The sequence below is a fragment of the Bradyrhizobium liaoningense genome (genome assembly GCF_018130785.1).
Taxonomy (GTDB): domain Bacteria; phylum Pseudomonadota; class Alphaproteobacteria; order Rhizobiales; family Xanthobacteraceae; genus Bradyrhizobium; species Bradyrhizobium liaoningense_A.
Genome location: NZ_JAFCJT010000011.1, coordinates 167290 through 188117, shown reverse-complemented (window position 1 = coordinate 188117; position 20828 = coordinate 167290). Strand labels below are relative to the sequence as shown.

Annotated in this window: 19 protein-coding genes; 12 read left to right on the top strand and 7 right to left on the bottom strand. The window is 64.9% G+C overall.

What is annotated here, in order from left to right; all coding sequences use genetic code 11:
* Positions 1-15 precede the first annotated feature (15 nt).
* The 4 genes from JQ627_RS22600 (at position 16) to JQ627_RS22585 (ending at position 3727) form a co-directional block, all read left to right on the top strand.
* Positions 16-879, top strand: a complete 864-nt coding sequence (locus JQ627_RS22600) for a branched-chain amino acid ABC transporter permease (RefSeq protein ID WP_028149745.1) — start codon at positions 16-18, stop codon at positions 877-879.
* A gap of 1 nt (position 880) precedes the next feature.
* Positions 881-1849: a branched-chain amino acid ABC transporter permease gene (locus JQ627_RS22595; protein ID WP_212486335.1), complete on the top strand. Its 969-nt coding sequence runs from the start codon at positions 881-883 to the stop codon at positions 1847-1849.
* Positions 1850-2005: 156 nt separating this feature from the next.
* Entirely contained in the window at positions 2006-2650 is a 645-nt protein-coding gene (locus JQ627_RS22590; protein WP_014495845.1) for a DUF47 domain-containing protein, read from the top strand.
* A 72-nt stretch (positions 2651-2722) separates the two neighbouring features.
* Positions 2723-3727, top strand: a complete 1005-nt coding sequence (locus tag JQ627_RS22585; RefSeq protein WP_212486334.1) for an inorganic phosphate transporter — start codon at positions 2723-2725, stop codon at positions 3725-3727.
* Here the strand turns inward: JQ627_RS22585 and sugE are convergent.
* The gene (sugE, locus tag JQ627_RS22580) at positions 3720-4034 is read right to left on the bottom strand and encodes a quaternary ammonium compound efflux SMR transporter SugE (protein ID WP_212486333.1); all 315 of its coding nucleotides are present in this window, start codon (positions 4032-4034) and stop codon (positions 3720-3722) included. The genes JQ627_RS22585 and sugE overlap by 8 nt on opposite strands.
* 158 nt (positions 4035-4192) lie before the next feature.
* Between sugE and JQ627_RS22575 the strand changes: the two genes are divergently transcribed.
* From JQ627_RS22575 to JQ627_RS22540, 8 genes are all read left to right on the top strand, one after another.
* Positions 4193-5812, top strand: a complete 1620-nt coding sequence (locus tag JQ627_RS22575) for a peptide chain release factor 3 (RefSeq protein WP_212486332.1) — start codon at positions 4193-4195, stop codon at positions 5810-5812.
* A gap of 240 nt (positions 5813-6052) precedes the next feature.
* Positions 6053-6631, top strand: a complete 579-nt coding sequence (locus tag JQ627_RS22570) for a hypothetical protein (RefSeq protein WP_212486331.1) — start codon at positions 6053-6055, stop codon at positions 6629-6631.
* 168 nt (positions 6632-6799) lie between these two features.
* Positions 6800-7384 (top strand): NnrU family protein, encoded by a 585-nt coding sequence (locus JQ627_RS22565; protein WP_212486330.1) that lies wholly within the window; start codon positions 6800-6802, stop codon positions 7382-7384.
* A 77-nt stretch (positions 7385-7461) separates the two neighbouring features.
* The gene (locus JQ627_RS22560) at positions 7462-9054 is read left to right on the top strand and encodes a class I adenylate-forming enzyme family protein (protein WP_212486376.1); all 1593 of its coding nucleotides are present in this window, start codon (positions 7462-7464) and stop codon (positions 9052-9054) included.
* A 165-nt stretch (positions 9055-9219) separates the two neighbouring features.
* Positions 9220-9873 carry a tetratricopeptide repeat protein gene (locus JQ627_RS22555; RefSeq protein ID WP_212486329.1) on the top strand — a complete coding sequence of 218 codons (654 nt, stop codon included), beginning with the start codon at positions 9220-9222 and terminating at the stop codon, positions 9871-9873.
* Between the two features lie 32 nt (positions 9874-9905).
* Entirely contained in the window at positions 9906-10451 is a 546-nt protein-coding gene (locus tag JQ627_RS22550) for a hypothetical protein (RefSeq protein ID WP_212486328.1), read from the top strand.
* A 51-nt stretch (positions 10452-10502) separates the two neighbouring features.
* Positions 10503-11882, top strand: coding sequence for a ribosome biogenesis GTPase Der (der, locus tag JQ627_RS22545; RefSeq protein WP_212486327.1), 1380 nt, complete (start codon positions 10503-10505; stop codon positions 11880-11882).
* Positions 11879-13135 (top strand): TCR/Tet family MFS transporter, encoded by a 1257-nt coding sequence (locus JQ627_RS22540; protein ID WP_212486326.1) that lies wholly within the window; start codon positions 11879-11881, stop codon positions 13133-13135. Before der ends, JQ627_RS22540 begins: the two co-directional genes overlap by 4 nt.
* A 171-nt stretch (positions 13136-13306) precedes the next feature.
* Here JQ627_RS22540 and JQ627_RS22535 read toward each other — a convergent pair whose 3' ends face one another.
* The 6 genes from JQ627_RS22535 to radA form a co-directional block, all read right to left on the bottom strand.
* The gene (locus tag JQ627_RS22535) at positions 13307-14533 is read right to left on the bottom strand and encodes an ABC transporter substrate-binding protein (RefSeq protein WP_212486325.1); all 1227 of its coding nucleotides are present in this window, start codon (positions 14531-14533) and stop codon (positions 13307-13309) included.
* A gap of 167 nt (positions 14534-14700) precedes the next feature.
* Positions 14701-15879, bottom strand: coding sequence for a hypothetical protein (locus tag JQ627_RS22530; protein ID WP_212486324.1), 1179 nt, complete (start codon positions 15877-15879; stop codon positions 14701-14703).
* A 78-nt stretch (positions 15880-15957) separates the two neighbouring features.
* A complete protein-coding gene (locus tag JQ627_RS22525) occupies positions 15958-16695 on the bottom strand; it encodes an SDR family NAD(P)-dependent oxidoreductase (protein WP_212486323.1) in 738 nt (245 codons plus the stop codon).
* 136 nt (positions 16696-16831) lie between these two features.
* Complete coding sequence (gene purF / locus JQ627_RS22520; protein ID WP_212486322.1) at positions 16832-18343, bottom strand: amidophosphoribosyltransferase; 1512 nt, start codon at positions 18341-18343, stop codon at positions 16832-16834.
* 42 nt (positions 18344-18385) lie between these two features.
* The gene (locus tag JQ627_RS22515) at positions 18386-19015 is read right to left on the bottom strand and encodes a CvpA family protein (RefSeq protein ID WP_074120893.1); all 630 of its coding nucleotides are present in this window, start codon (positions 19013-19015) and stop codon (positions 18386-18388) included.
* Positions 19016-19181: 166 nt separating this feature from the next.
* Complete coding sequence (gene radA / locus JQ627_RS22510) at positions 19182-20627, bottom strand: DNA repair protein RadA (RefSeq protein ID WP_212486321.1); 1446 nt, start codon at positions 20625-20627, stop codon at positions 19182-19184.
* Positions 20628-20828: the final 201 nt, after the last annotated feature.

Sequence of the window (20828 nt, the reverse complement as noted above, 5' to 3'; positions counted from 1 at the left end):
CCGGGTGCGGGATCGATGCAGGCTCTTTACGCTCAGCTACTGGTGGGACTGATCAACGGCTCGTTCTACGCGCTGCTCAGTCTCGGGCTTGCTGTGATCTTCGGCATGCTCAACATCATCAATTTCGCCCATGGCGCGCTCTACATGATGGGTGCTTTCGTCGCTTATTTCCTGCTGAACCTCGGCGGCATCAATTACTGGTGGGCGCTGCTGCTGGCGCCGATCATCGTCGGCATCTTCGGCATGATCCTGGAACGGACCATGCTGCAATGGCTGACCGGGCTCGACCATCTCTATGGCCTGCTGCTGACCTTCGGCATCGCGCTGATCGTGCAGGGCGTGTTCCAGAACTATTTCGGCTCCTCCGGCCTGCCTTACGCGATTCCGGATCAGCTCAAGGGCGGCATGAATCTCGGCTTCATGTTCCTGCCGATCTATCGCGGCTGGGTCGTGATCTTCTCGCTGGTGGTGTGCATCGCCACTTGGTTCCTGATCGAGAAGACGCGGCTCGGCGCCTACCTCCGCGCCGCCACCGAAAATCCGACGCTGGTGCGCGCCTTCGGCATCAACGTGCCGCGCATGATCACGCTGACCTACGGTCTCGGCGTCGGCCTTGCCGCGCTCGCCGGCGTGCTCTCGGCGCCGATCAACCAGGTGCGGCCGCTGATGGGTGCCGACCTCATCATCGTCGTGTTCGCGGTGGTCGTGATCGGCGGCATGGGATCGATCATGGGCTCCATCATCACCGGCTTCGCGCTCGGTGTGATCGAGGGCCTGACCAAGTATTTCTACCCCGAGGCCTCCAACACCGTTGTGTTCGTGCTGATGGTGCTGGTGCTCTTGGTGAAGCCAACGGGATTGACGGGAAGGGCGGCCTGATATGACAGCCTTGACGGACGACACGCTGCCGGTAACCCCGCGTGCGATGCGTGACGAGATGGTCGTGTTCGTGGTGATGGCGCTGCTGCTAGCCGCAGTGCCATTCAGCGGCATCTACCCGTTCTTCGTGATGCAGGCGCTGTGCTTCGCGCTGCTTGCCTGTGCGTTCAACCTCCTGATCGGCTATGGCGGTTTGCTGTCGTTCGGCCACGCGATGTTCCTCGGCACGGCGGGCTACTGCAGCGCGCATGCGCTGAAGGTGTGGGCGCTGCCGCCGGAGCTCGGCATCCTCGTCGGAATCGTCGCGGCTTTCGGGCTCTCGCTCATCACCGGCTATATCTCGATCCGCCGCCAGGGCATCTACTTCTCGATGATCACGCTGGCGCTGTCGCAGCTGCTTTACTTCATCTACCTCCAGGCGCCGTTCACACATGGTGAGGACGGCATCCAGGGCATTCCGCAGGGGCGCATGTTCGGCGTGTTCGATCTCTCGAAGCCGACGGTGCTTTATTATGTCGTGCTGGTCGGCTTCCTCGCCGGTTTCCTGCTGATCTACCGCATCATCAACTCGCCGTTCGGGGAGGTGCTGAAGGCGATCCGCGAGAACGAGCCGCGCGCCATCTCGCTCGGCTACCGGACCGACCAGTACAAGTTCCTGGCGTTCGTCCTGTCGGGCACGCTGGCGGGCTTTGCCGGTGCGCTGAAAGTGTTCGTGGCGCAGAACGCCTCGCTCACCGATGTGCACTGGTCGATGTCGGGGGAGGTCGTGCTGATGACGCTGGTCGGCGGTCTCGGCACCATTTTCGGTCCCGTGGTCGGTGCCTTCGCGATCATCGCCATGCAGCAATATCTGGCCGGCTTCGGCCAGTGGGTGACGGTGATCCAGGGCTCGATCTTCGTGATCTGCGTGCTCACCTTCCGTCGCGGCGTCATCGGCGAAATCGCCCATTACTTGCGGCGATCACTCTAAATCATTGATATCGCACCAATTTCATTGGTGCGCGAATCCGGTGGATGATCCGGCTCCGCGGGCGTGAGATGACACGCGCGCGGGGCGGAAATGGTCTATGACAGTTTTATGACGGCCCGTTCGGGCCGGGCCATTTCCAACCGGTAGCCTATCCCCATGATGCGATGGTTTCGCGCTTTCCTGCCCAAGGAAGAACGGTTCTTCGACCTGTTCGACCGCCACGCCCAGACCGTGATCCAGGGCTCGATCGCACTCCAGGGCATGCTCAACGGGGGCGAGGAGACGCCGGTCTATTGCCAGCGTGTCAACCAGTTCGAGAACGACGCCGACAACATCACCCGTGAGGTGCTGACGGCGGTGCGCCGCACCTTCATCACCCCGTTCGACCGTGGCGACATCAAAAATCTCATCACCTCGATGGACGATGCCATCGACCAGATGCAGCAGACGGCCAAGGCCGTGATGCTGTTCGAGGTCCGCACGTTCGAGCCGCCGATGCGGGAGATTGGCGGGCTTCTGATCGAGTGCGCCAATCTCGTGGGGCGCGCGTTGCCGCTGATGCAGTCGATCGGCCCGAACGTCGCGATGCTGACCGCGATCACGGAAGAGCTGGGCAAGCTTGAGGGCCGGGTCGACGATCTCCATGACATCGGGCTGAAGGAGCTGTTTCTCAAGCACCGTGATGGCAGCGCGATGGATTTCATCGTCGGCGTCGAGATCTACGACCATCTCGAGAAGGTGGCCGATCGCTTCGACGACGTCGCGAACGAGATCAACAGCATCGTCATCGAGCAGGTTTAGCGCATGATCCGGAAAAGTGTGCAGCGGTTTTCCGCGCAGATCATGCGCAAAGCTTAGAGCAGGGGTCGCGCCGTGGATGCTGCGCTCGGACTTCCTGTCCTCGTCGGCTTGATCGCCGTCGCGCTGCTGTTCGACTTCCTGAACGGCCTGCACGACGCCGCCAACTCGATTGCGACCATCGTTTCGACCCGCGTGCTGCGGCCGCAATTCGCGGTGTTCTGGGCCGCGTTCTTCAATTTCATCGCCTTCATGGTGTTCGGGCTGCACGTCGCCCAGACCATCGGCACCGGCATCATCGATCCCACGATCGTCGATGCGCAGGTGATCTTCGCGGCCCTGATCGGTGCCATCGTGTGGAACTTGGTGACCTGGGGACTGGGTATCCCGTCCTCGTCGTCCCATGCGCTGATCGGCGGCCTCGTCGGCGGCGGCATGGCCAAGGCGGGGATTTCGGCGGCGGTGTGGAGCGGCCTGTCCAAGGCGGTGCTGGCGATCGTGCTCTCGCCGCTGGTCGGCTTCCTTCTCGCGATGATGCTGGTCGCGATCGTGTCCTGGCTTTCGGTGCGCTCGACGCCGTTCGCGGTCGACCGCGCCTTCCGCATCCTGCAATTCGCCTCCGCCTCGCTCTATTCGCTCGGCCATGGCGGCAATGACGCTCAGAAGACCATGGGCATCATCGCCGTGCTGCTCTATTCGCAGGGCCATCTCGGCGGAGAATTCTCGGTGCCGTTCTGGGTGGTGCTGTCCTGCCAGGCGGCGATGGCGCTGGGCACCCTGATGGGCGGCTGGCGCATCGTCCGCACCATGGGCCTGCGCATCACCAAGCTGACGCCGATGCAGGGCTTTTGCGCCGAGACTGGCGGCGCCGCGACGCTGTTCATGGCGACCTTCCTCGGCGTTCCCGTCTCGACCACCCACACCATTACCGGCGCGATCGTCGGCGTCGGCGCGGCCCGCCGCGTCTCGGCGGTCCGGTGGAACGTGGCAAGTTCGATCGTCTATGCCTGGGTGATCACGATCCCGGCCTCGGCCATCGTCGCGGCGCTGACCTGGTGGGCGGTCCAGCTCTTCAAGTAACGAGCTTTAGCCCGACGATGCCGGCGACGATCAGCCCGATGCTGGCGAGGCGAAGCGCGGTGGCGGGCTCGCCGAACAGGATGATGCCGAGCGCCGCAGTTCCGACCGCGCCAATCCCGGTCCAGACCGCATAGGCGGTTCCAATCGGCAGCGATTTGAGGGCGAGGCCGAGCAGGATGACGCTGCCGGCCATGGCCGTGAGGGTGAGGACGGACGGAACGAGCTTGGAAAAGCCCTCGGTGTATTTGAGCCCGATCGCCCAGCCGACTTCCAAGAGACCAGCGACGAACAGGATGCTCCAGGCCATGACGACCCTCCATTCAAGGCAGGGTCGTCCCCGCGGCTGATATGCTGGTGAGCAGGAAGGCCGTCCTCCCCGAATGCCGATATGGGGCTGGCCGAAGGGCTCTGCAATCACCAAATGAGGCTTGATCAGGCCCATTTTCCCTGCCAAACGCTCCCGCCATGTCCGACATCGCCATATCAGCCGACTCGCCGGCCCGTTCCCCGCTTGCCACCGAAGTGGCGCGGCGACGCACCTTCGCGATCATCTCGCACCCGGACGCGGGCAAGACCACGCTGACCGAGAAGCTTCTGCTGTTCGGCGGCGCCATCAATCTCGCCGGTCAGGTCAAGGCCAAGGGCGAGCGGCGCAACACCCGTTCGGACTGGATGAAGATCGAGCGCGAGCGCGGCATCTCGGTCGTGACCTCGGTCATGACCTTCGAGTTCGAGGGCCTCGTGTTCAACCTGCTGGACACGCCGGGCCACGAGGACTTTTCGGAAGACACCTACCGCACGCTGACGGCGGTCGACTCCGCCGTGATGGTGATCGACGCCGCCAAGGGCATCGAGGCGCGCACCCGAAAGCTGTTCGAGGTCTGCCGCCTGCGCGACATTCCGATCATCACCTTCATCAACAAGATGGACCGCGAGAGCCGCGACGTCTTCGAGCTCCTCGACGAGATCGAGAAGACGCTGGCGCTCGACACCACGCCGATGACCTGGCCGGTCGGCCGCGGCCGCGACTTCCTCGGCACCTATGACGTCGTCAATGGCGGCGTGCGCCTGCTCGACGGCGGCGGCGCCAAGACCGGCGCGGCCCAGCAGATCGAGATTGCCGAACTGGCCAAGCTCAATGCGAACCTCGACGTCGGAGCGGTGAAGGACGAGCTCGAGCTCGTCACCGAAGCGTCAAAACCGTTCGAGCTTGGCGCGTTTCGCGAGGGCCATCTGACGCCGGTCTATTTCGGCAGCGCGCTGCGCAATTTTGGCGTCGGCGACCTTCTGGAAGGTCTCGGCAAGTTCGCGCCCGAGCCACGCGCGCAGGAGAGCGATCAGCGCAAGGTCGAGGCGACCGATCCGCGCATGAGCGCCTTCGTGTTCAAGATCCAGGCGAACATGGATCCGAACCACCGCGACCGCATCGCCTTCGCGCGGCTGTGCTCGGGAAAACTCAGCCGCGGCATGAAGGCCAAGCTGGTACGAACCGGCAAGAGCATGCCGCTGTCGAGCCCGCAATTCTTCTTCGCGCAGGACCGTTCGGTCGCGGATGAAGCCTTCGCCGGCGACGTTGTCGGGATTCCCAATCACGGCACGCTGCGCATTGGCGATACGTTGACCGAGGGTGAGGATTTCACCTTCGTTGGCGTGCCGAGCTTCGCGCCAGAAATCGTCCGCCGCGTCCGTCTCACGGACGCGATGAAGGCGAAGAAGCTGAAGGAAGCGCTGCAGCAGATGTCGGAAGAGGGCGTGGTGCAGGTGTTCCGCCCCCGCGACGGCGCGCCGGCGCTGGTCGGCGTGGTCGGTGCGCTCCAGCTCGACGTGCTGAAGGCGCGGCTCGAGGCTGAATATTCGCTGCCGGTCGAGTTCGAGGTCAGCGAGTTCCAGCTTGCGCGCTGGGTCTCGTCCGAAGATCGCAAGAAGCTCGACACCTTCATAGCCGCCAACACCTCGAGCATCGCCGACGATGTCGACGGCGATCCCGTGTATCTGGCGAGGAACGAGTTCTATCTCGGCTACGCCAGGGAACGCGCCGAGGGCATCGAGTTCACGAACGTCAAGGACGTCAAGAAGAAGGGGTAGTGCGGCTCGCTGGTAGCCACATCCGTGGCAGCCACACCGTCCGCTGACATGCCCCGGCTTGACCGGGGCATCCAGTGCACCGCAGCCTCTCGATTCCGTCACCGCCGTCTCGGAGTACTGGGTCGCCCGGTCGAGCCGGGCGACGACACCGGAGCCAAACGCGAGCATGTGAACAGCCGCAGGCTTGACGCATTCGTTGGCAATGCCACGTTTGTGCGTGTGGCATTGTGAGCTCGCATCATGTGGCGCGGCATCCTCGTTTTCCTCCTGCTGGCGATATCGACGGTTGCCGCCGATGCGCAGCGCCGCCAGATCAATCCGATCCCGTTTTCGCATGAGCCGTGCAGCGTGCTCGACTATCGGCCCTGCACGCCGTACTATTGCAGCCCGCTCGAGCATGGCCCCTGCATTCCCGAGATCGACTACCCCTACGGTCAGAACCTCCAGCTCACGATTCAGAGTGTGCCGGCGGAGGCTGATCGCGCCAAGTACCGGAAGCCGGATCACGATCTCGATACGATCGGCGATCTCTTCGCCGAGCTGCGCACCTGCTGGTCACCGCCATCGGACAATGCGCGCGCGGGCATGCAGGTGGCGGTGCGCTTCAGCTTCAACAAGGCGGGTGGCATGATCGGTCCGCCGCAGCTGACCTACGCGACCGCGGGCGTCCCGGCCGATACCCGAACGACCTATCTCAACGCGATCAATTCATCGCTGAAAGCCTGCCTGCCGCTCAAATTCACCAGCGGCCTCGGCGGCGCTCTGGCCGGACGGCCGATCGCGATCCGCTATGTCGATAATCGCGAGCTTGGAAAATAGCTCCATCGCCTCGTCCTGAGGAGCGCGTTTGCGTGCGTCTCGCAGGATGAAGGCCGCGCTGTTGCAGCAGCCGGGCCTTCACGGCTGATCATGAGGCGCGAGAGTTGCGACCCGCGCCCAATCGATGATACGCCATAGGCGGGGGCGCTGGTTGAGGGGGAGGACGTCGTGGGTCTGCTGGTCATGATCCTGGGGCTGATGCTGTTTTTTGCGGCCCATGTTTTCACAACGAAACGCGAGGCGCGCGCGCAGGCGATCGCGAGGCTGGGCGAGGGGACCTACAAGATCCTTTATGCGGCGGTCTCGCTTGCGGGACTGGCGCTCATCATCTGGGGCTTTGCCCATTATCGCGCGGCCGGAATGATCCCGGTTTGGGAGCCGCCGGTCGCATTCAAACACATTACAGTCGCGCTGATGCTGCCCGCAGTCATCCTGGTGGTGGCGTCCTACTTGCGCGGGCGCATTTATGCGACGCTGAAGCATCCGATGCTGGCGGGCATCAAATTATGGGCGGCCGCGCATCTGCTCGCCAATGGCGATCTCGGCTCTATCATCCTGTTTGGCTCGTTCCTCGGCTGGGCCGTGTACGACCGCATCTCGCTGAAGCATCGCACCGATAGTGGCGCCCCGCCGATTCCGGTGGGCGGTGTCACCAACGATCTGATCGCGGTCGCCGTTGGCGTTGTCGCCTATCTGGCGCTGGCTTTCGCGTTCCACCCGGTTGTGATCGGCGTTCCCGTCATGGGAGTCTAACGACAGCCGATCAGCGCAAGACTGCTCCGCGCACCCGTGCGCGGAAGGTGACAAAGCAACAAGCTCAGGGCATTCCGATGGACTGGTCGCAATCTCAGTTCCCGCCGATGCGTTTCGAGGCGCGCTTTGGCGACCGGGTGGTCCCGGCCTTCTGCGACCGGCCGGCGAACCTGTGGGCGATGATCGCGGACGCTTGCGCCCGCAATCCGGATGGCGAAGCGCTGATCGCCGGCGATGTCCGGCTGAGCTGGCGGCAGGCGGTGGAGCAGGCCGCACGGATCGCGGCTGGTTTTCGCAAGCTAGGGCTCCAGCGCGGCGACCGCGTCGCGATCCTGCTCGGCAATCGCATCGAGTTTCCGCTGCTGCTGTTTGCCGCCGCGCATGAGGGGCTGGTGACGGTGTTGCTCGGCACGCGCCAGCAGAAGCCGGAGATCGCCTATGTCCTCACCGATTGCGGCGCCAGGATCCTGATCCACGAATCGGCGCTCGCCGAGCGGCTGCCCGATGCGCTGGACGTGCCCGATGTGATCCACCGTATCGCCATCGACAGCGATCCCGCCCTGTCGCGTTTCGCCGTGCTTGCCGACAATCCACCGGCACCGGCGCCGGCCGAAACGAGCGAGGAGGACACAGCGATGATCCTCTACACCTCGGGCACGACAGGAAAGCCGAAGGGCGCGATGCTCGCCCATTGTAACATCGTCCATTCCTCGATGGTGTTCGTCTCCTGCCTGCAATTGACGGAAGTGGACCGTTCGATCGCGGCAGTGCCGCTCGGCCACGTCACCGGCGTCGTCGCCAACATCACGACCATGATCCGCTGCGGCGGCGCGCTGATCATCATGCCGGAGTTCAAGGCCGCCGATTACCTCAAGCTCGCCGCGCGCGAGCGCGTCACCTACACGGTGATGGTGCCGGCGATGTACAATCTCTGCCTGCTCCAGCCCGATTTCGACAGCTACGATCTTTCGAGCTGGCGCATCGGCGGCTTCGGCGGCGCGCCGATGCCGGTCGCGACCATCGAGAAGCTCAAGGCGACGATTCCTGGCCTGAAACTCGCAAACTGCTACGGCTCGACCGAGACGACGTCGCCCTCGACGATCATGCCGGGCGAGCTGACCGCGAGCCACATCGACAGCGTCGGTTTGCCGTGTCCCGGTGCGCGCATTGTCGCGATGGGAGCTGATGGCCGCGAGCTGCCGGCCGGCGAGATCGGCGAGCTCTGGATCCAGAGCGCCTCCGTCATCAAGGGCTACTGGAACAACCCGAAGGCCACGGCCGAAAGCTTCACCAGCGGATTCTGGCACTCCGGCGATCTCGGCTCGGTCGATGCGGAGGGGTTTGTCCGCGTGTTCGACCGGCAGAAGGACATGATCAACCGCGGCGGCCTGAAGATCTATTCGGCCGAGGTCGAGTCCGTGCTGGCCGGCCATCCCGCCGTCGTCGAGAGCGCGATCATTGCCAAGGCCTGCCCGGTGCTGGGCGAGCGCGTCCACGCCGTGGTCGTGACGCGCAGCCCCGTCGCCAGCGAGGCCTTGCGCGCCTGGTGCGCGGAGCGGCTGTCCGACTACAAGGTGCCCGAGACGATGGCGATCACTCATGAGCCGCTGCCGCGCAATGCCAACGGCAAGGTGCTGAAGCGGCAACTGCGGGAGCTCCTGGGCACCTGAGCCGGGCGATGGCCCCGGGGCTCTCCCGGGTGGTTAACGCCTTGATCGGGCTCGCTTTGCCTTGCCACCGCCATATCGTTAGGGTACCTGCCGCCACACGGGGGACGGGATTCCTGACGCGAACGCCTTGGCGCGCGCACCCGGACGGGTATGGGATTATCATAAGTGTCTGAATTATTTGACGAAGTCGACGAGGAAGTACGTCGCGAACAGTTCAAGAAGCTGTGGGACAAGTATTCGATCTACTTCATCGCGCTGATGGTGCTGATCGTGGCCGCCGCCGCCGGCTGGCAGGGTTATCGGTACCTGGAGGCCCAGAAGGCCGCCGAGGCCGGCGCCGCTTTCGAGAAGGCCGCCGAGCTGTCCGACCAGGACAAGCACGCCGAGGCCGAGGCCGCTTTCACCGCGCTCGCCGCGAAGGCTCCCTCGGGTTATCGCACCCTGGCGCGGCTGCGTGCCGCGGCCGCGGCGGCGCCCCGCGATCCCAAGGCTGCCGCCAAGATGTTTGACGACATTGCTGCCGATCGCAGCATCGGTGGCGAATGGCAGGATCTGGCGAAGATCCGCGCTGCCGGTCTTTTGGTTGACAGCGCCTCCTATGCCGACATGCAGCAGCGGCTGGAGTCCTCCGCCGCGCCCAAATCGACCTTCCGCCACAGCGCCCGCGAGTTGCTGGCGCTGTCGGCCTGGCGCAACAACGACATGACCGCGGCTCGCAAATGGCTCGACGCGATCGCGGTGGACGGTGAAACGCCGCCCGGTTTGCGCTCACGCGCCGAGGCGCTCCAGGCCCTGCTGCCGCCCGTCTCCAAAAGCTGACGACGGTTCTCTGACGTAGACGAGACACCAAGATGCGCCGCACGCCACGCTTGATCGCAGCCGCCGTCCTGATCGCCTTCACCGGCGTCCTGGGCGGCTGCTCCAGCTTCGATCCAAGCGACATGCTCGACTTCCTCGACACCAAGAAGAAGCTGCCGGGCGACCGCAAGCCGGTCTTCCCGGAGGGCGTTCCGGGCCTCGAGCAGGGCGTGCCGCGGGAGATGTACAAGGGCGCAGCACAGCAGCCGGATCCCAACGCACCAGCCGTCGCGGCTCTGCCCACCGAGCCGCCGCCCGAGGCCAAGCCGGCCAAGGGTGCCAAGGCCAAGAAGACGAAGCAGCCGGCCGCCGCAGCCGCACCGGCCGAGGCGCCTGCCGGCGAGGTCGACGGCGAGGCCCAGCCGGAAGCCGCGCCGCCCACGGCCGCGCCGCCGCCCAAGCAGAAGATCGTGCGCAAGCGCACCACCGCGCCGCCGCCGGATCAACCCGTCCAGCAGGCGCAACCGACCCAGACCACCCAGCAGCAATCGCAGGGGGCCTTCCCGGCGCCGATGCCCAGCGGCAGTTTCTCCCGCTGACATTTTTTCACTGAATTGACAGGCGCAGCCTCCGCAGCGCACGAATGACCGATGTCCTTTGCGATTGCCATTATCGGCCGGCCCAATGTCGGCAAATCGACGCTGTTCAACCGCCTGGTTGGGCAGAAGCTCGCGCTCGTCGATGACCTGCCCGGCGTCACCCGCGACCGCCGCGAAGGCGGGGCGAGGCTCGGTGATCTCGAATTCACCATCATCGATACTGCCGGCCTCGACGAGGGCGCCAAGGGCTCGCTGACCGCGCGCATGCAGGAGCAGACTGAGGCCGCGATCGCACAAGCTGACGCGTTGTTCTTCGTCATCGATGCCCGCATCGGCCTCACGCCCACCGATCGTGCCTTCGCCGATTTCGCCCGCAAGGCCAACAAGCCGGTGCTGCTGGTCGCCAACAAGAGCGAAGGCAAGCATGGCGATGCCGGCGCGATGGAGGCCTTTGCGCTCGGGCTTGGCGATCCGATCCAGATCTCGGCCGAGCACGGCGAGGGCATGGGCGAGCTTTACGATGCACTCGCCAAGCTGATGCCGGAGCCCGTTGAGGAAGATGAGGACGAGGACGACGCGCCAATTTCGGAAGAGGCCGCGACGCGTCCGATCCGGGTCGCCATCGTCGGCCGCCCCAATGCCGGCAAGTCGACGCTGATCAATCATCTGCTCGGCGAGGAACGGCTGCTGACCAGCCCGGAGGCCGGCACCACGCGCGATTCCATCGCGGTCGAGATCAACTGGAAGGGCCGCGATTTTCGCGTGTTCGACACTGCCGGTTTGCGGCGGCGCTCGCGCATCGAGGAGAAGCTGGAAAAGCTCTCGGTCGCCGACGCGCTGCGCGCGGTTCGCTTCGCCGAAGTCGTCGTGCTGATGATGGACACGCAGAACCGCTTTGAGGAGCAGGACCTCCGCATTGCCGATCTGATCGAGCGCGAAGGTCGCGCGGTCGTGCTCGCCGTCAACAAATGGGATCTGATGGAGACCAAGGGCGGCGGCGCGATCTCGGGTCTGCGCCGCGACGCCGATCATTGGCTGCCGCAGGTCAAGGGCGTGCCGATCGTCGCCGTTTCCGGTCTGATGGGCGAGGGCATCGACCGCCTGATGCAGGCGATCCAGGACGCCTACGCGGTCTGGAACCGGCGCGTGCCGACGTCAGCGCTCAATCGCTGGTTCGAGCAGGCAGTTCAGGCCAATCCACCGCCCGCGGTGTCCGGCCGGAGGCTGAAGCTGAACTACATCACGCAGAACAAAGCGCGCCCGCCGAGCTTCGTGCTGTTCTGCTCGCGCGCGGACGCGGTGCCGCAGTCCTATTTGCGCTACCTGACCAATTCCATGCGCGAGACCTTTGAGCTGCCGGGTACGCCGGTGCGCATCACTCTTCGCGAAAAGGCCAACCCCTTCGCTCACAAGCGCAAGCGGCCGTCGTGAGCAACGATGCCGGCGAGGCGATGGCGCAGGGCGCTGCGCCGGTCCGGCGCGGCGCAGTCGCCTTCATCTTCGTCACCATCCTGCTCGACATGCTCGCGCTCGGCGTGATCATGCCGATCCTGCCAAAGCTGATCGAGAGCTTCGTCGACAACGACACCGCGCATGCGGCTCGGATCTTCGGCCTGTTCGGCACAGCCTGGGCACTGATGCAGTTCGTGTTCTCGCCGGTGCTTGGCGCGCTGTCGGATCGCTTCGGACGGCGGCCGGTGGTGCTGCTGTCGAATTTCGGGCTCGCCGCCGACTATGTGCTGATGGCGCTCGCGCCGTCGCTTGCCTGGCTGTTCATCGGCCGCGTGATCTCGGGCATCACGTCGGCGAGCATTTCGACCGCCTTCGCCTATATCGCCGACATCACGCCGCCGGAGCGGCGCGCGGCCGTCTTCGGCAGGATTGGAGTGGCCTTCGGCGCCGGCTTCATCCTGGGCCCCGCGCTCGGCGGCCTGCTCGGCGATATCGATCCGCGGCTGCCGTTCTGGGCGTCGGCGGCTTTGAGCTTTGCCAATGCGCTCTATGGGCTCTTTGTCCTGCCGGAATCGCTGGCGCCGGCGAGGCGCGCGCCGTTCCGCTGGACCAGCGCCAATCCGATCGGAGCGCTGCACCTGCTGCGTTCCAATGCGGCGCTGGCCGCGATGTCCGTCGTCAACTTCATCGCGCAGGTCGCGCATGTGGTGCTGCCGTCGACCTTCGTGCTCTATGCGACCTATCGCTATGGCTGGGATTCCAAGACCGTGGGTCTGACGCTCGCGATGGTCGGTATCTGCGCCATGGTGGTGCAGGGGCTCGCCATCGGCCCGATCGTGCGCGTGCTCGGCGAGCGCAATGCGCTGGTGCTCGGTCTGTGCTGTGGCGCGATCGGCTTCGTGATCTTCGGCGCCGCGCCGACCGGCCCGCTGTTCTGGATCGGCGTTCCCGTGATGTCGCTGTGGGGCATCTCGGGTGCCGCCATGCAATCGCTGATGACGCGGCTGGTCGCGCCGGATCAGCAGGGCCAATTGCAGGGCGCGACCGCGAGCGTGCAGAGCGTGTCGCAGCTCGTCGGGCCGTTTCTGTTCACACTGACGTTTTCCTATTTCATCGGCGCCAGCGCGCCGTGGCATCTGCCCGGCGCGCCGTTCCTGCTTGCGGCGGTGTTGATGGTGGTCTGCGTGGCGATCGCGATGCGGACGTTGGCGACGACCAAGACGGTCTCGTAGGGTGGGCAAAGGCGCGTAACGCCGTGCCCACCATCCCTCCACGACACCAACATGCGTGGGCACGCTTCGCTTTGCCCACCCTACGGCAGCGTTTTCCGTGGCACAAATGCAAATGCCCGGGGGCAAGCCCCGGGCATGACGTCGTCGAGGTGGCGCGCGACCGCTACGCGATCACTTCTTCACCAGCGGACAGTCGCTGTCCTTGAGCGGCTTGGCCGCGTCTTCCGCCGCGATCGTGGCGATCTGCTTGTAGTAGTCCCACGGGCCCTTCGACTCCTCGGGCTTCTTCACCTCGAACAGATAGGCCGGGATGAGGCGGCGTCCGTCCTGGCGCAGCGGGCCATTGCCGAACAGCGGATCGTCGGTCGGCAGCTCCTTCATCTTGGCGACGACCTTGGCGCCGTCATGCGGGTTGCCGCCGAGCGCTTCCATCGCCTTGAGATAGTGCAGCACCATCGCGTAGTTGCCGGCCTGGGTCATCGACGGCATCGCGTTCTTGCTGGCCAGTGCGGCGAAGCGCTTCGACCAGGCGCGGGTCTGCTCGTTCATGTCCCAGTAGAAGGACTCAGTGAAGGTCAGGCCCTGCGCGGTCTTTAGCCCCAGCGAATGCACGTCGTTGATGAACAGCAGCAGCGCCGCGAGCTTCTGGCCGCCCGATACGATGCCGAATTCGGCCGCCTGCTTGATCGAGTTCGTGGTGTCGCCGCCCGCATTGGCAAGGCCGACCACCTTGGACTTGGACGATTGCGCCTGCAGCAGGAATGACGAGAAGTCCGAGCTGTTGATCGGATGCTTGACGCTGCCCAGCACCTTGCCGCCATTCGCCGTCACGACGGCCGTGGTGTCGCGTTCCAGCGCGTGGCCGAAGGCATAATCCGCGGTCAGAAAGAACCAGGTGTCGCCGCCGGCCTTGGTCAGCGCCTTGCCGGTGCCGTTGGCGAGCATGTAGGTGTCGTAAGTATAGGAGATCGTGTTCGGCGTGCAGGCCTTGCCGGTCAAGTCGGCAGAGGCGGCGCCGGAATTCAGCAGCACCGCATTCTTTTCCTTGACGAGGTTGCTGACCGCGAGCGCGACGCCGGAGTTCGGCGTATCGGCGATCGCGTCGACCTTCTCGTTGTCGATCCACTGCCGAGCGATATTGACGCCGACGTCCGGCTTGTTCTGGTGATCGCCGCTCAGCACGTCGATCTTCCAGCCCTTCTTGAGCAGGCCGGAATCCTCGACGGCCATCTTGATTGCGACCACGGAGTTCGGGCCGCCGATGTCGGCATAAAGGCTCGACATGTCATTCAACACGCCGATCTTGACGGTCTTGTCCTGCGCGTAGGCGGATGTTGCAAAACCGAAGGTGGCACAGGCCAGAAGGGCCGCATAGCGGCGCGCGAGCGTCGTCGTCATAAAAGGTTTCCTCCAATGTCAAATATGCGGACGGCTCTCTTGCGGAGCCTTGTTCCGGCTGATCGCTCTACCGTGTCCCACGGTCGGCGGCAATGCGCCTAAAGCCGGATGACGCTGCGGCGTAGCGTCATCCGTCGGTTAACCTTTGGGCAAAATGCGTCGAGACGCTATTTCATCGCGTCCGACGTCAGCTTGAATTTCTGGATGCGCTTTCCGGTATCGACCTCGGCGGTATAGACGTTACCCTTGGCGTCGACCGCCATCGCATGCACCCAGTGGAATTGCCCCGCATTGCGGCCGTTGTGCCCGAAGCTGCCGACCACGCTGCCGTCGTCGCGCTTGATCACCCTGATCTCGTTATTCTCGCCGTCGGCGCTGAGCAACCAGGTCTGCTTCGGATCGGGCCAGATCGCGATGTCCCACACCGCACCGTTGCCGAGGGTGTTCTTCTCGAAGAAGAACTCCTTCACGAAGCTGCCGTCCTTTTTGAACACCTGGATGCGGTTGTTGATGCGGTCGCAGACATAGACAAGCCCGTCATTGGCCAGCTTTACGCAGTGGACGGGATTTCCGAATTGCTGGGATACCGGCGCCTTGGGATCATAGGCCGCCTGCTTGTTGTCATCAGGCTTGTTGCCATAGGCGCCCCAGTGCCGCTTGTAGGCGAGCGTCGTCGCATCGAACACGATGACGCGGCGGTTGCCATAGCCGTCGGCGACGTAGATTTCGTTCGCCTGCTTGTCGATCGCGGTTTCCGCGGGCTTGCCGAGCTGCGTGGTGTCGTTGCTGCCGAGGCTCGGCGCGATCTTGCCGATCTGGGCGACGAACTTGCCGTCGAGCGTGAACTTCAGGATCGCGTTGTCATTGTCGGCATTGCCGCCGATCCAGACGAAGCCGCGCTCGTCGACCTCGATGCCGTGCTCACGGCCGACCCACTCATAGCCTTCGCCCGGACCGCCCCAGGACCGCAGCAGATTGCCGTCCGTGTCGAATTCGAGAACGGGCGGCGCCGAGACGCAGCACTTCGAGCGCGGCGGGTTCAAGCTCGCGCCCTTCTCGTCGTCGGTGAGCGAGCGCGGGCGATGGATCACCCAGATATGGCCCTGCCAGTCGACGGTGATGCCGCCGACCTGGCCGAGGATCCAGTTGTTAGGCAGCTGTTTTGGCCAGGAAGCGTCGACCGCGAAGGTCGGAACATCGCCCGCAGTCGCGGTGCCCGGAAGCACGAACGCGATGGCTGCAATCAGGATGGAGAAGGCGTGAGAGACTCGTACGAGCGCACGGCCGAGCCTTATACGACCAAGCCTTGTACGACCAAGCCCTGCGCGATCATGCCGTGGCGCCATGGCAACCTCCCTTTTTTGGCTTGCGGCTTGCTGCCGCTTGAGCGCGGGCAGTCAATCGCGGGGAGGCACGCGAGTCAATCAGGCCGGCGAGCGGAAGCTCATCAGGGTGCGGGTCTTGTAATCGTAGAACTTGCCGGTTTCGGTCCAGTCAGGCGCGCACATCGGCACGATGAATTCGGCGACCTGTTCGGGTGTGTCGAGCGTCGCCGGATCTTCGCCCGGCATCAACGTGGCGCGCATGCGAGTGCGGATCGGGCCCGGGTTGAACAGGTTGACACGGAGCGGCGTGTTCGCGGTTTCCTGCGCCCAGGCGCGGGCCAGCGTTTCCAGCGCGGCCTTGGAGGCGGCGTAGGGGCTGACATAGGCCGTCGCCTTGTTGGCGGCGCCCGAAGTGATGAACACGGCGCGGCCGGCATCGGATTGCCTCAGCAGTGGCTCCATGCAGCGGATCAGCTGGAAGTTCGCGGAGACGTTGACCGCCATCACATCGGTGAAAGCCTTCAGTTCGATGTGGCCGACCGGCGAGGAGGGGCCGAGCACGCCGGCATTGCCGACGAGGATGTCGAGCTTGCCGTAGCGCTCGTGCAGGCCGGCGCCAAGCCGCGCGATGCCGTCGGAATCGGTGAGATTGAGCGGCACCAGCGTGGCGCTGCCGCCGTCCTTCCGGATCTCGTCATCGAGCTCTTCCAGCCCGCCCTGCGTGCGCGCGACAGCGACGATATGCGCGCCGGCTTTGGCCAGCGCTCTGGCGGTGGCGAAACCGATGCCGCGCGAGGCGCCGGTGACGAGAGCGATGCGGTTGGCGAGATTTGTCATGGCGGGGTTTTACAGGCGTGGATGGCCGGGACAAGCCCCCATCACCCCGTCATTCCGGGGCGGTCCGCAGGACCGAACCCGGAATCTCGAGATCCCGGGTTCGCGCTATCGCGTGCCCCGGAATGACAGTTGAGCCTCAGCTCGCCTCGGCCAGCAGCGACAATTGCCGGGGCTGCTGCTCGGTCTGGGTCTGGTCGGTGAGGTGGGTCGGATAGGCCCCGGTGAAGCAGTGGTCCGAGAACTTCGGATTGGCGGGGTCGCGGCCGGGCTCGCCCATGGCGCGGTACATCCCGTCGATCGACAGGAAGGCGAGCGAGTCGGCACCGATGATCTCGCGCATCTCTTCCAGCGAATGCGTTGCGGCCAGGAGGCCCCCGCGATCCGGCAGGTCGATGCCGTAATAATCGGGATAGAGGATCGGCGGCGAGGCGAGACGGAAGTGCACTTCCTTGGCACCGGCATCGCGCATCATGCGCACGATCTTCTTCGAGGTGGTGCCGCGCACCAGCGAGTCGTCGATCAGGATGATGCGCTTGCCTTCGATCGCCGCGCGGTTCGCCGAATGCTTCATGCGCACGCCGGACTCGCGGATCGCCTGCGTCGGCTGGATGAAGGTGCGGCCGACATAGTGATTGCGGATGATGCCGAGCTCGAACGGCACGCCCGAATATTGGCTGTAGCCGACGGCGGCAGGAACGCCGGAATCCGGCACCGGCACGACGACGTCGATCGGCACGTGGCTCTCGCGTGCGAGCTGAGCGCCGAAATTCTTGCGCACTTCGTAGACCGAGCGGCCGTGAACGATGGAGTCCGGACGGGAGAAATAGATATATTCGAAGATGCAGGGGCGTGGCGCGATCGGCGGGAACGGCTTGTGGATGTCCTGGCCGTTCTCGTCGAACACGATGACTTCGCCGGGCTCGATGTCGCGAATGAAGCGCGCGCCGATGATATCGAGCGCGCAGGTCTCAGACGTCAGGATCGGGCAACCGTCGAGCTCGCCGAGCACCAGCGGACGGATGCCGCGCGGATCGCGCGCGCCGACCAGCTTCTTGTTGGTGAGCGAAACCAATGCATAGGCGCCCTCGATCTCGCGCAGGGCGTCGATGTAGCGCTCGATGAAGCGGCTGCGCTTGGACCGCGCGACGAGATGCAGGATCACCTCGGTGTCGGTGGTCGACTGCATCATCGCGCCGTTCTTCACGAGCTCGCGGCGCAGCGTCAGGCCGTTGGTGAGGTTGCCGTTGTGGGCGACCGCAAGGCCGCCGGCGTTGAGCTCGGCGAACAGCGGCTGCACGTTGCGCAGGATGGTGGCGCCGGTGGTGGAATAGCGGACATGGCCGACGGCCATATTGCCGGGCAGGCGGTCGATCACCTCGCGGCGGGAGAAGGTGTCGCCGACGAGGCCGAGACGGCGTTCGGAATGAAAGCGGCTGCCGTCGTAGGAGACGATGCCGGCGGCCTCCTGGCCGCGGTGCTGAAGGGCGTGGAGGCCGAGCGCCGTGATGGCGGCGGCTTCGGGGTGGCCGTAGATGCCGAATACGCCGCATTCCTCGCGCAGCGTATCCCCCTCCAGATCGTCCTGAAGCTCTAGCGCGGCCGGGCCGAGATCGAGATCAATTTGGGCGTCCTGGTCAGGGTGTCGCATCTCGTCCGCGCCTCTCTCTTGGTTCAATCAACCCAGGCTCAATCAACGCGCCGCAGGTTTCTCGATCAGCTTTTTCAGGCTGTCACGAGCCGGTTTACTGTATCCGTCGCCACTGCCCGAAGGCTGCTGCTCGGAATCAGCTTGATCATCATCTGGTTTGTTTTTCTTGAATCTCTTCAAGATGGTGTTCTCGGGGTCGTCAGGCAAGAGGGACATCAGCCAATCCCCGGTTCCCTGGAGCACCACGCGGGATTTGGCCCCCGTGACCCAGTCCGGGCGCTGCTTGTCCGGCACGAGCCAGGTGAAGAACAGGAACGCGACCACGACGATCAAAAGCCCGCGAGCGAGGCCAAACAGGAACCCCAGAGTGCGGTCCAGTGCGCCGATCCGCGAATCCAGGATCATGTCGGAGATCCGGACCGTGATCACGGAGACCACGACCAGGGTGCCGACGAATACACCGGCGACGACGACCACGCTCGCGACCGTGTCGTTGTTGAAATAGGTCTTGGCGGTCGGCAGCAGCTTCGAGAATGAGTACAGCGTCACGATCGCAGCGGCGCCCCAGGCCGCGATCGAGAGGATTTCGCGCATGAAGCCGCGGACCATGGCGAGCAGGCCCGAGATCAGCATCACACCGAGCAGGATCAGGTCGAGGAGTGTTACTGGCATCGGCTGGTCGGGTCCGCTCGTACTTCAAAGGTGCTCAGCGAATCGGTGCTTGGCCGTGGCCCTAAGTGAGGGCCAGACGGCGTTCCCGGCAAGGCCGCAACCACGCAATCCCATGCTGCTTTTGTGACGGCTGTATAGCGGTGGGGGCGGGGGACGTCACCTCCGCCTAGCCCTCTCCGCGGCGGAATCTTGCCGGTGTGGCATTTTTCTCCGCCGATGCGCTCTGTTCGCCGCGGCGGGAGCCCTTGGCAGCGATTTCGGCGACCAGTGTCGTGAGGCTGTTGACTGCGTTCAGGGACAGCCCAGCGTCGCCGCCGGCGTCGCCCCGGGCCGATTCGGGCAGCACGGCGCGCTTGAAGCCGAGCTTGACCGCTTCCTTGAGCCGGGCCGGGGTCTGCGCCACCGGCCGGATCACGCCGGAGAGCGAAATCTCGCCGAAATAGACGGCATCGGTGGGTAACTGCGCGTTAACCAGGGACGACACCAGCGCGGCCGCGGCCGCCATATCGGCTGCCGGCTCGTGGATGCGCAGGCCGCCCGCGACGTTCAGATAGACGTCGTGGCCGGACAGCTTGACCCCGCAATGGGCCTCCAGCACCGCCAGCACCATCGAGAGCCGGCTCTGATCCCAGCCGACCACGGCCCGCCGCGGGGTGCCGAGCGAGGTCGGCGCAACCAGCGCCTGCAATTCGACCAGAACGGGCCGCGTGCCCTCGATCCCTGCGAAGACGGCGGTGCCGGGCGTGCCGAGGTCGCGCTCGGACAGGAACAGCTCGGAGGGGTTGGTGACCTCGCGCAGGCCAAGGCCGGTCATCTCGAACACGCCGATCTCGTCGGTCGGGCCGAAACGGTTTTTCACCGCGCGCAGGATGCGGAATTGCTGCGAGCCTTCGCCCTCGAACGACAGCACGGCATCGACCATGTGCTCGACGACGCGCGGGCCTGCGATCTGGCCGTCCTTGGTGACGTGGCCGACCAGGATGATGGCCGCACCGGTCTTCTTGGCAAAGCGGATCAGCGCCTGCGCCGAGGCGCGCACCTGCGTGACCGTGCCGGGCGCGGATTCCACCGTGTCGGTCCACATGGTCTGGATCGAGTCGATCACGATCAGCCGCGGGACCGCGCCTTCCGACAGCGTCGAGACGATGTCCTCGACCGAGGTCTCTGCGGCGAGCTGCACCGGCGCATCCGATAGCCCGAGCCGTTCGGCGCGCAGCCGTACCTGCGCGACCGCCTCTTCGCCGGAGATGTAGACGATGCGGTGCCCGGCGCGCGCCATCATGCTGGTCGCCTGCGTCAGCAGCGTCGACTTGCCGATGCCGGGATCGCCGCCGACCAGCAGCACCGAGCCGCGGACGAAACCGCCGCCGGTGACGCGGTCGAGCTCGGTCATCCCGGAGGACAGGCGCGGCGCGTCGGGGCTTTTGCCAGCGAGGCTCTCCAGCGCGAAGGTGCGCCCCTTGCGCTTGGAGCGGATCGAGACCGGCACGCTGCCGGATGTGTCCTCCTCGGCGAGCGTATTCCACTCGCCGCAGGACTCGCACTTGCCCTGCCAGCGGTTATAGGCCGCGCCGCAGTTCTGGCAGACGAAGGAAAGCGTGTTCTTGGCCATGGGGACAGCGAGTCGGGGGTTTAGGTTTGCTGATAGCACGGAATGACGGGTGGAGGCGGCGATCGCCAGCCCCCCAATTAGCCCAATTCACCACCGCCGATACACCCTTTGTTAGCTCTACGCCGCCGTGCCGTTCCGGACTTTGCCAAATGTTAGCGGACGCCGGTCCAGTTTCGGAACCAGTACGGGATGGCGAAACGA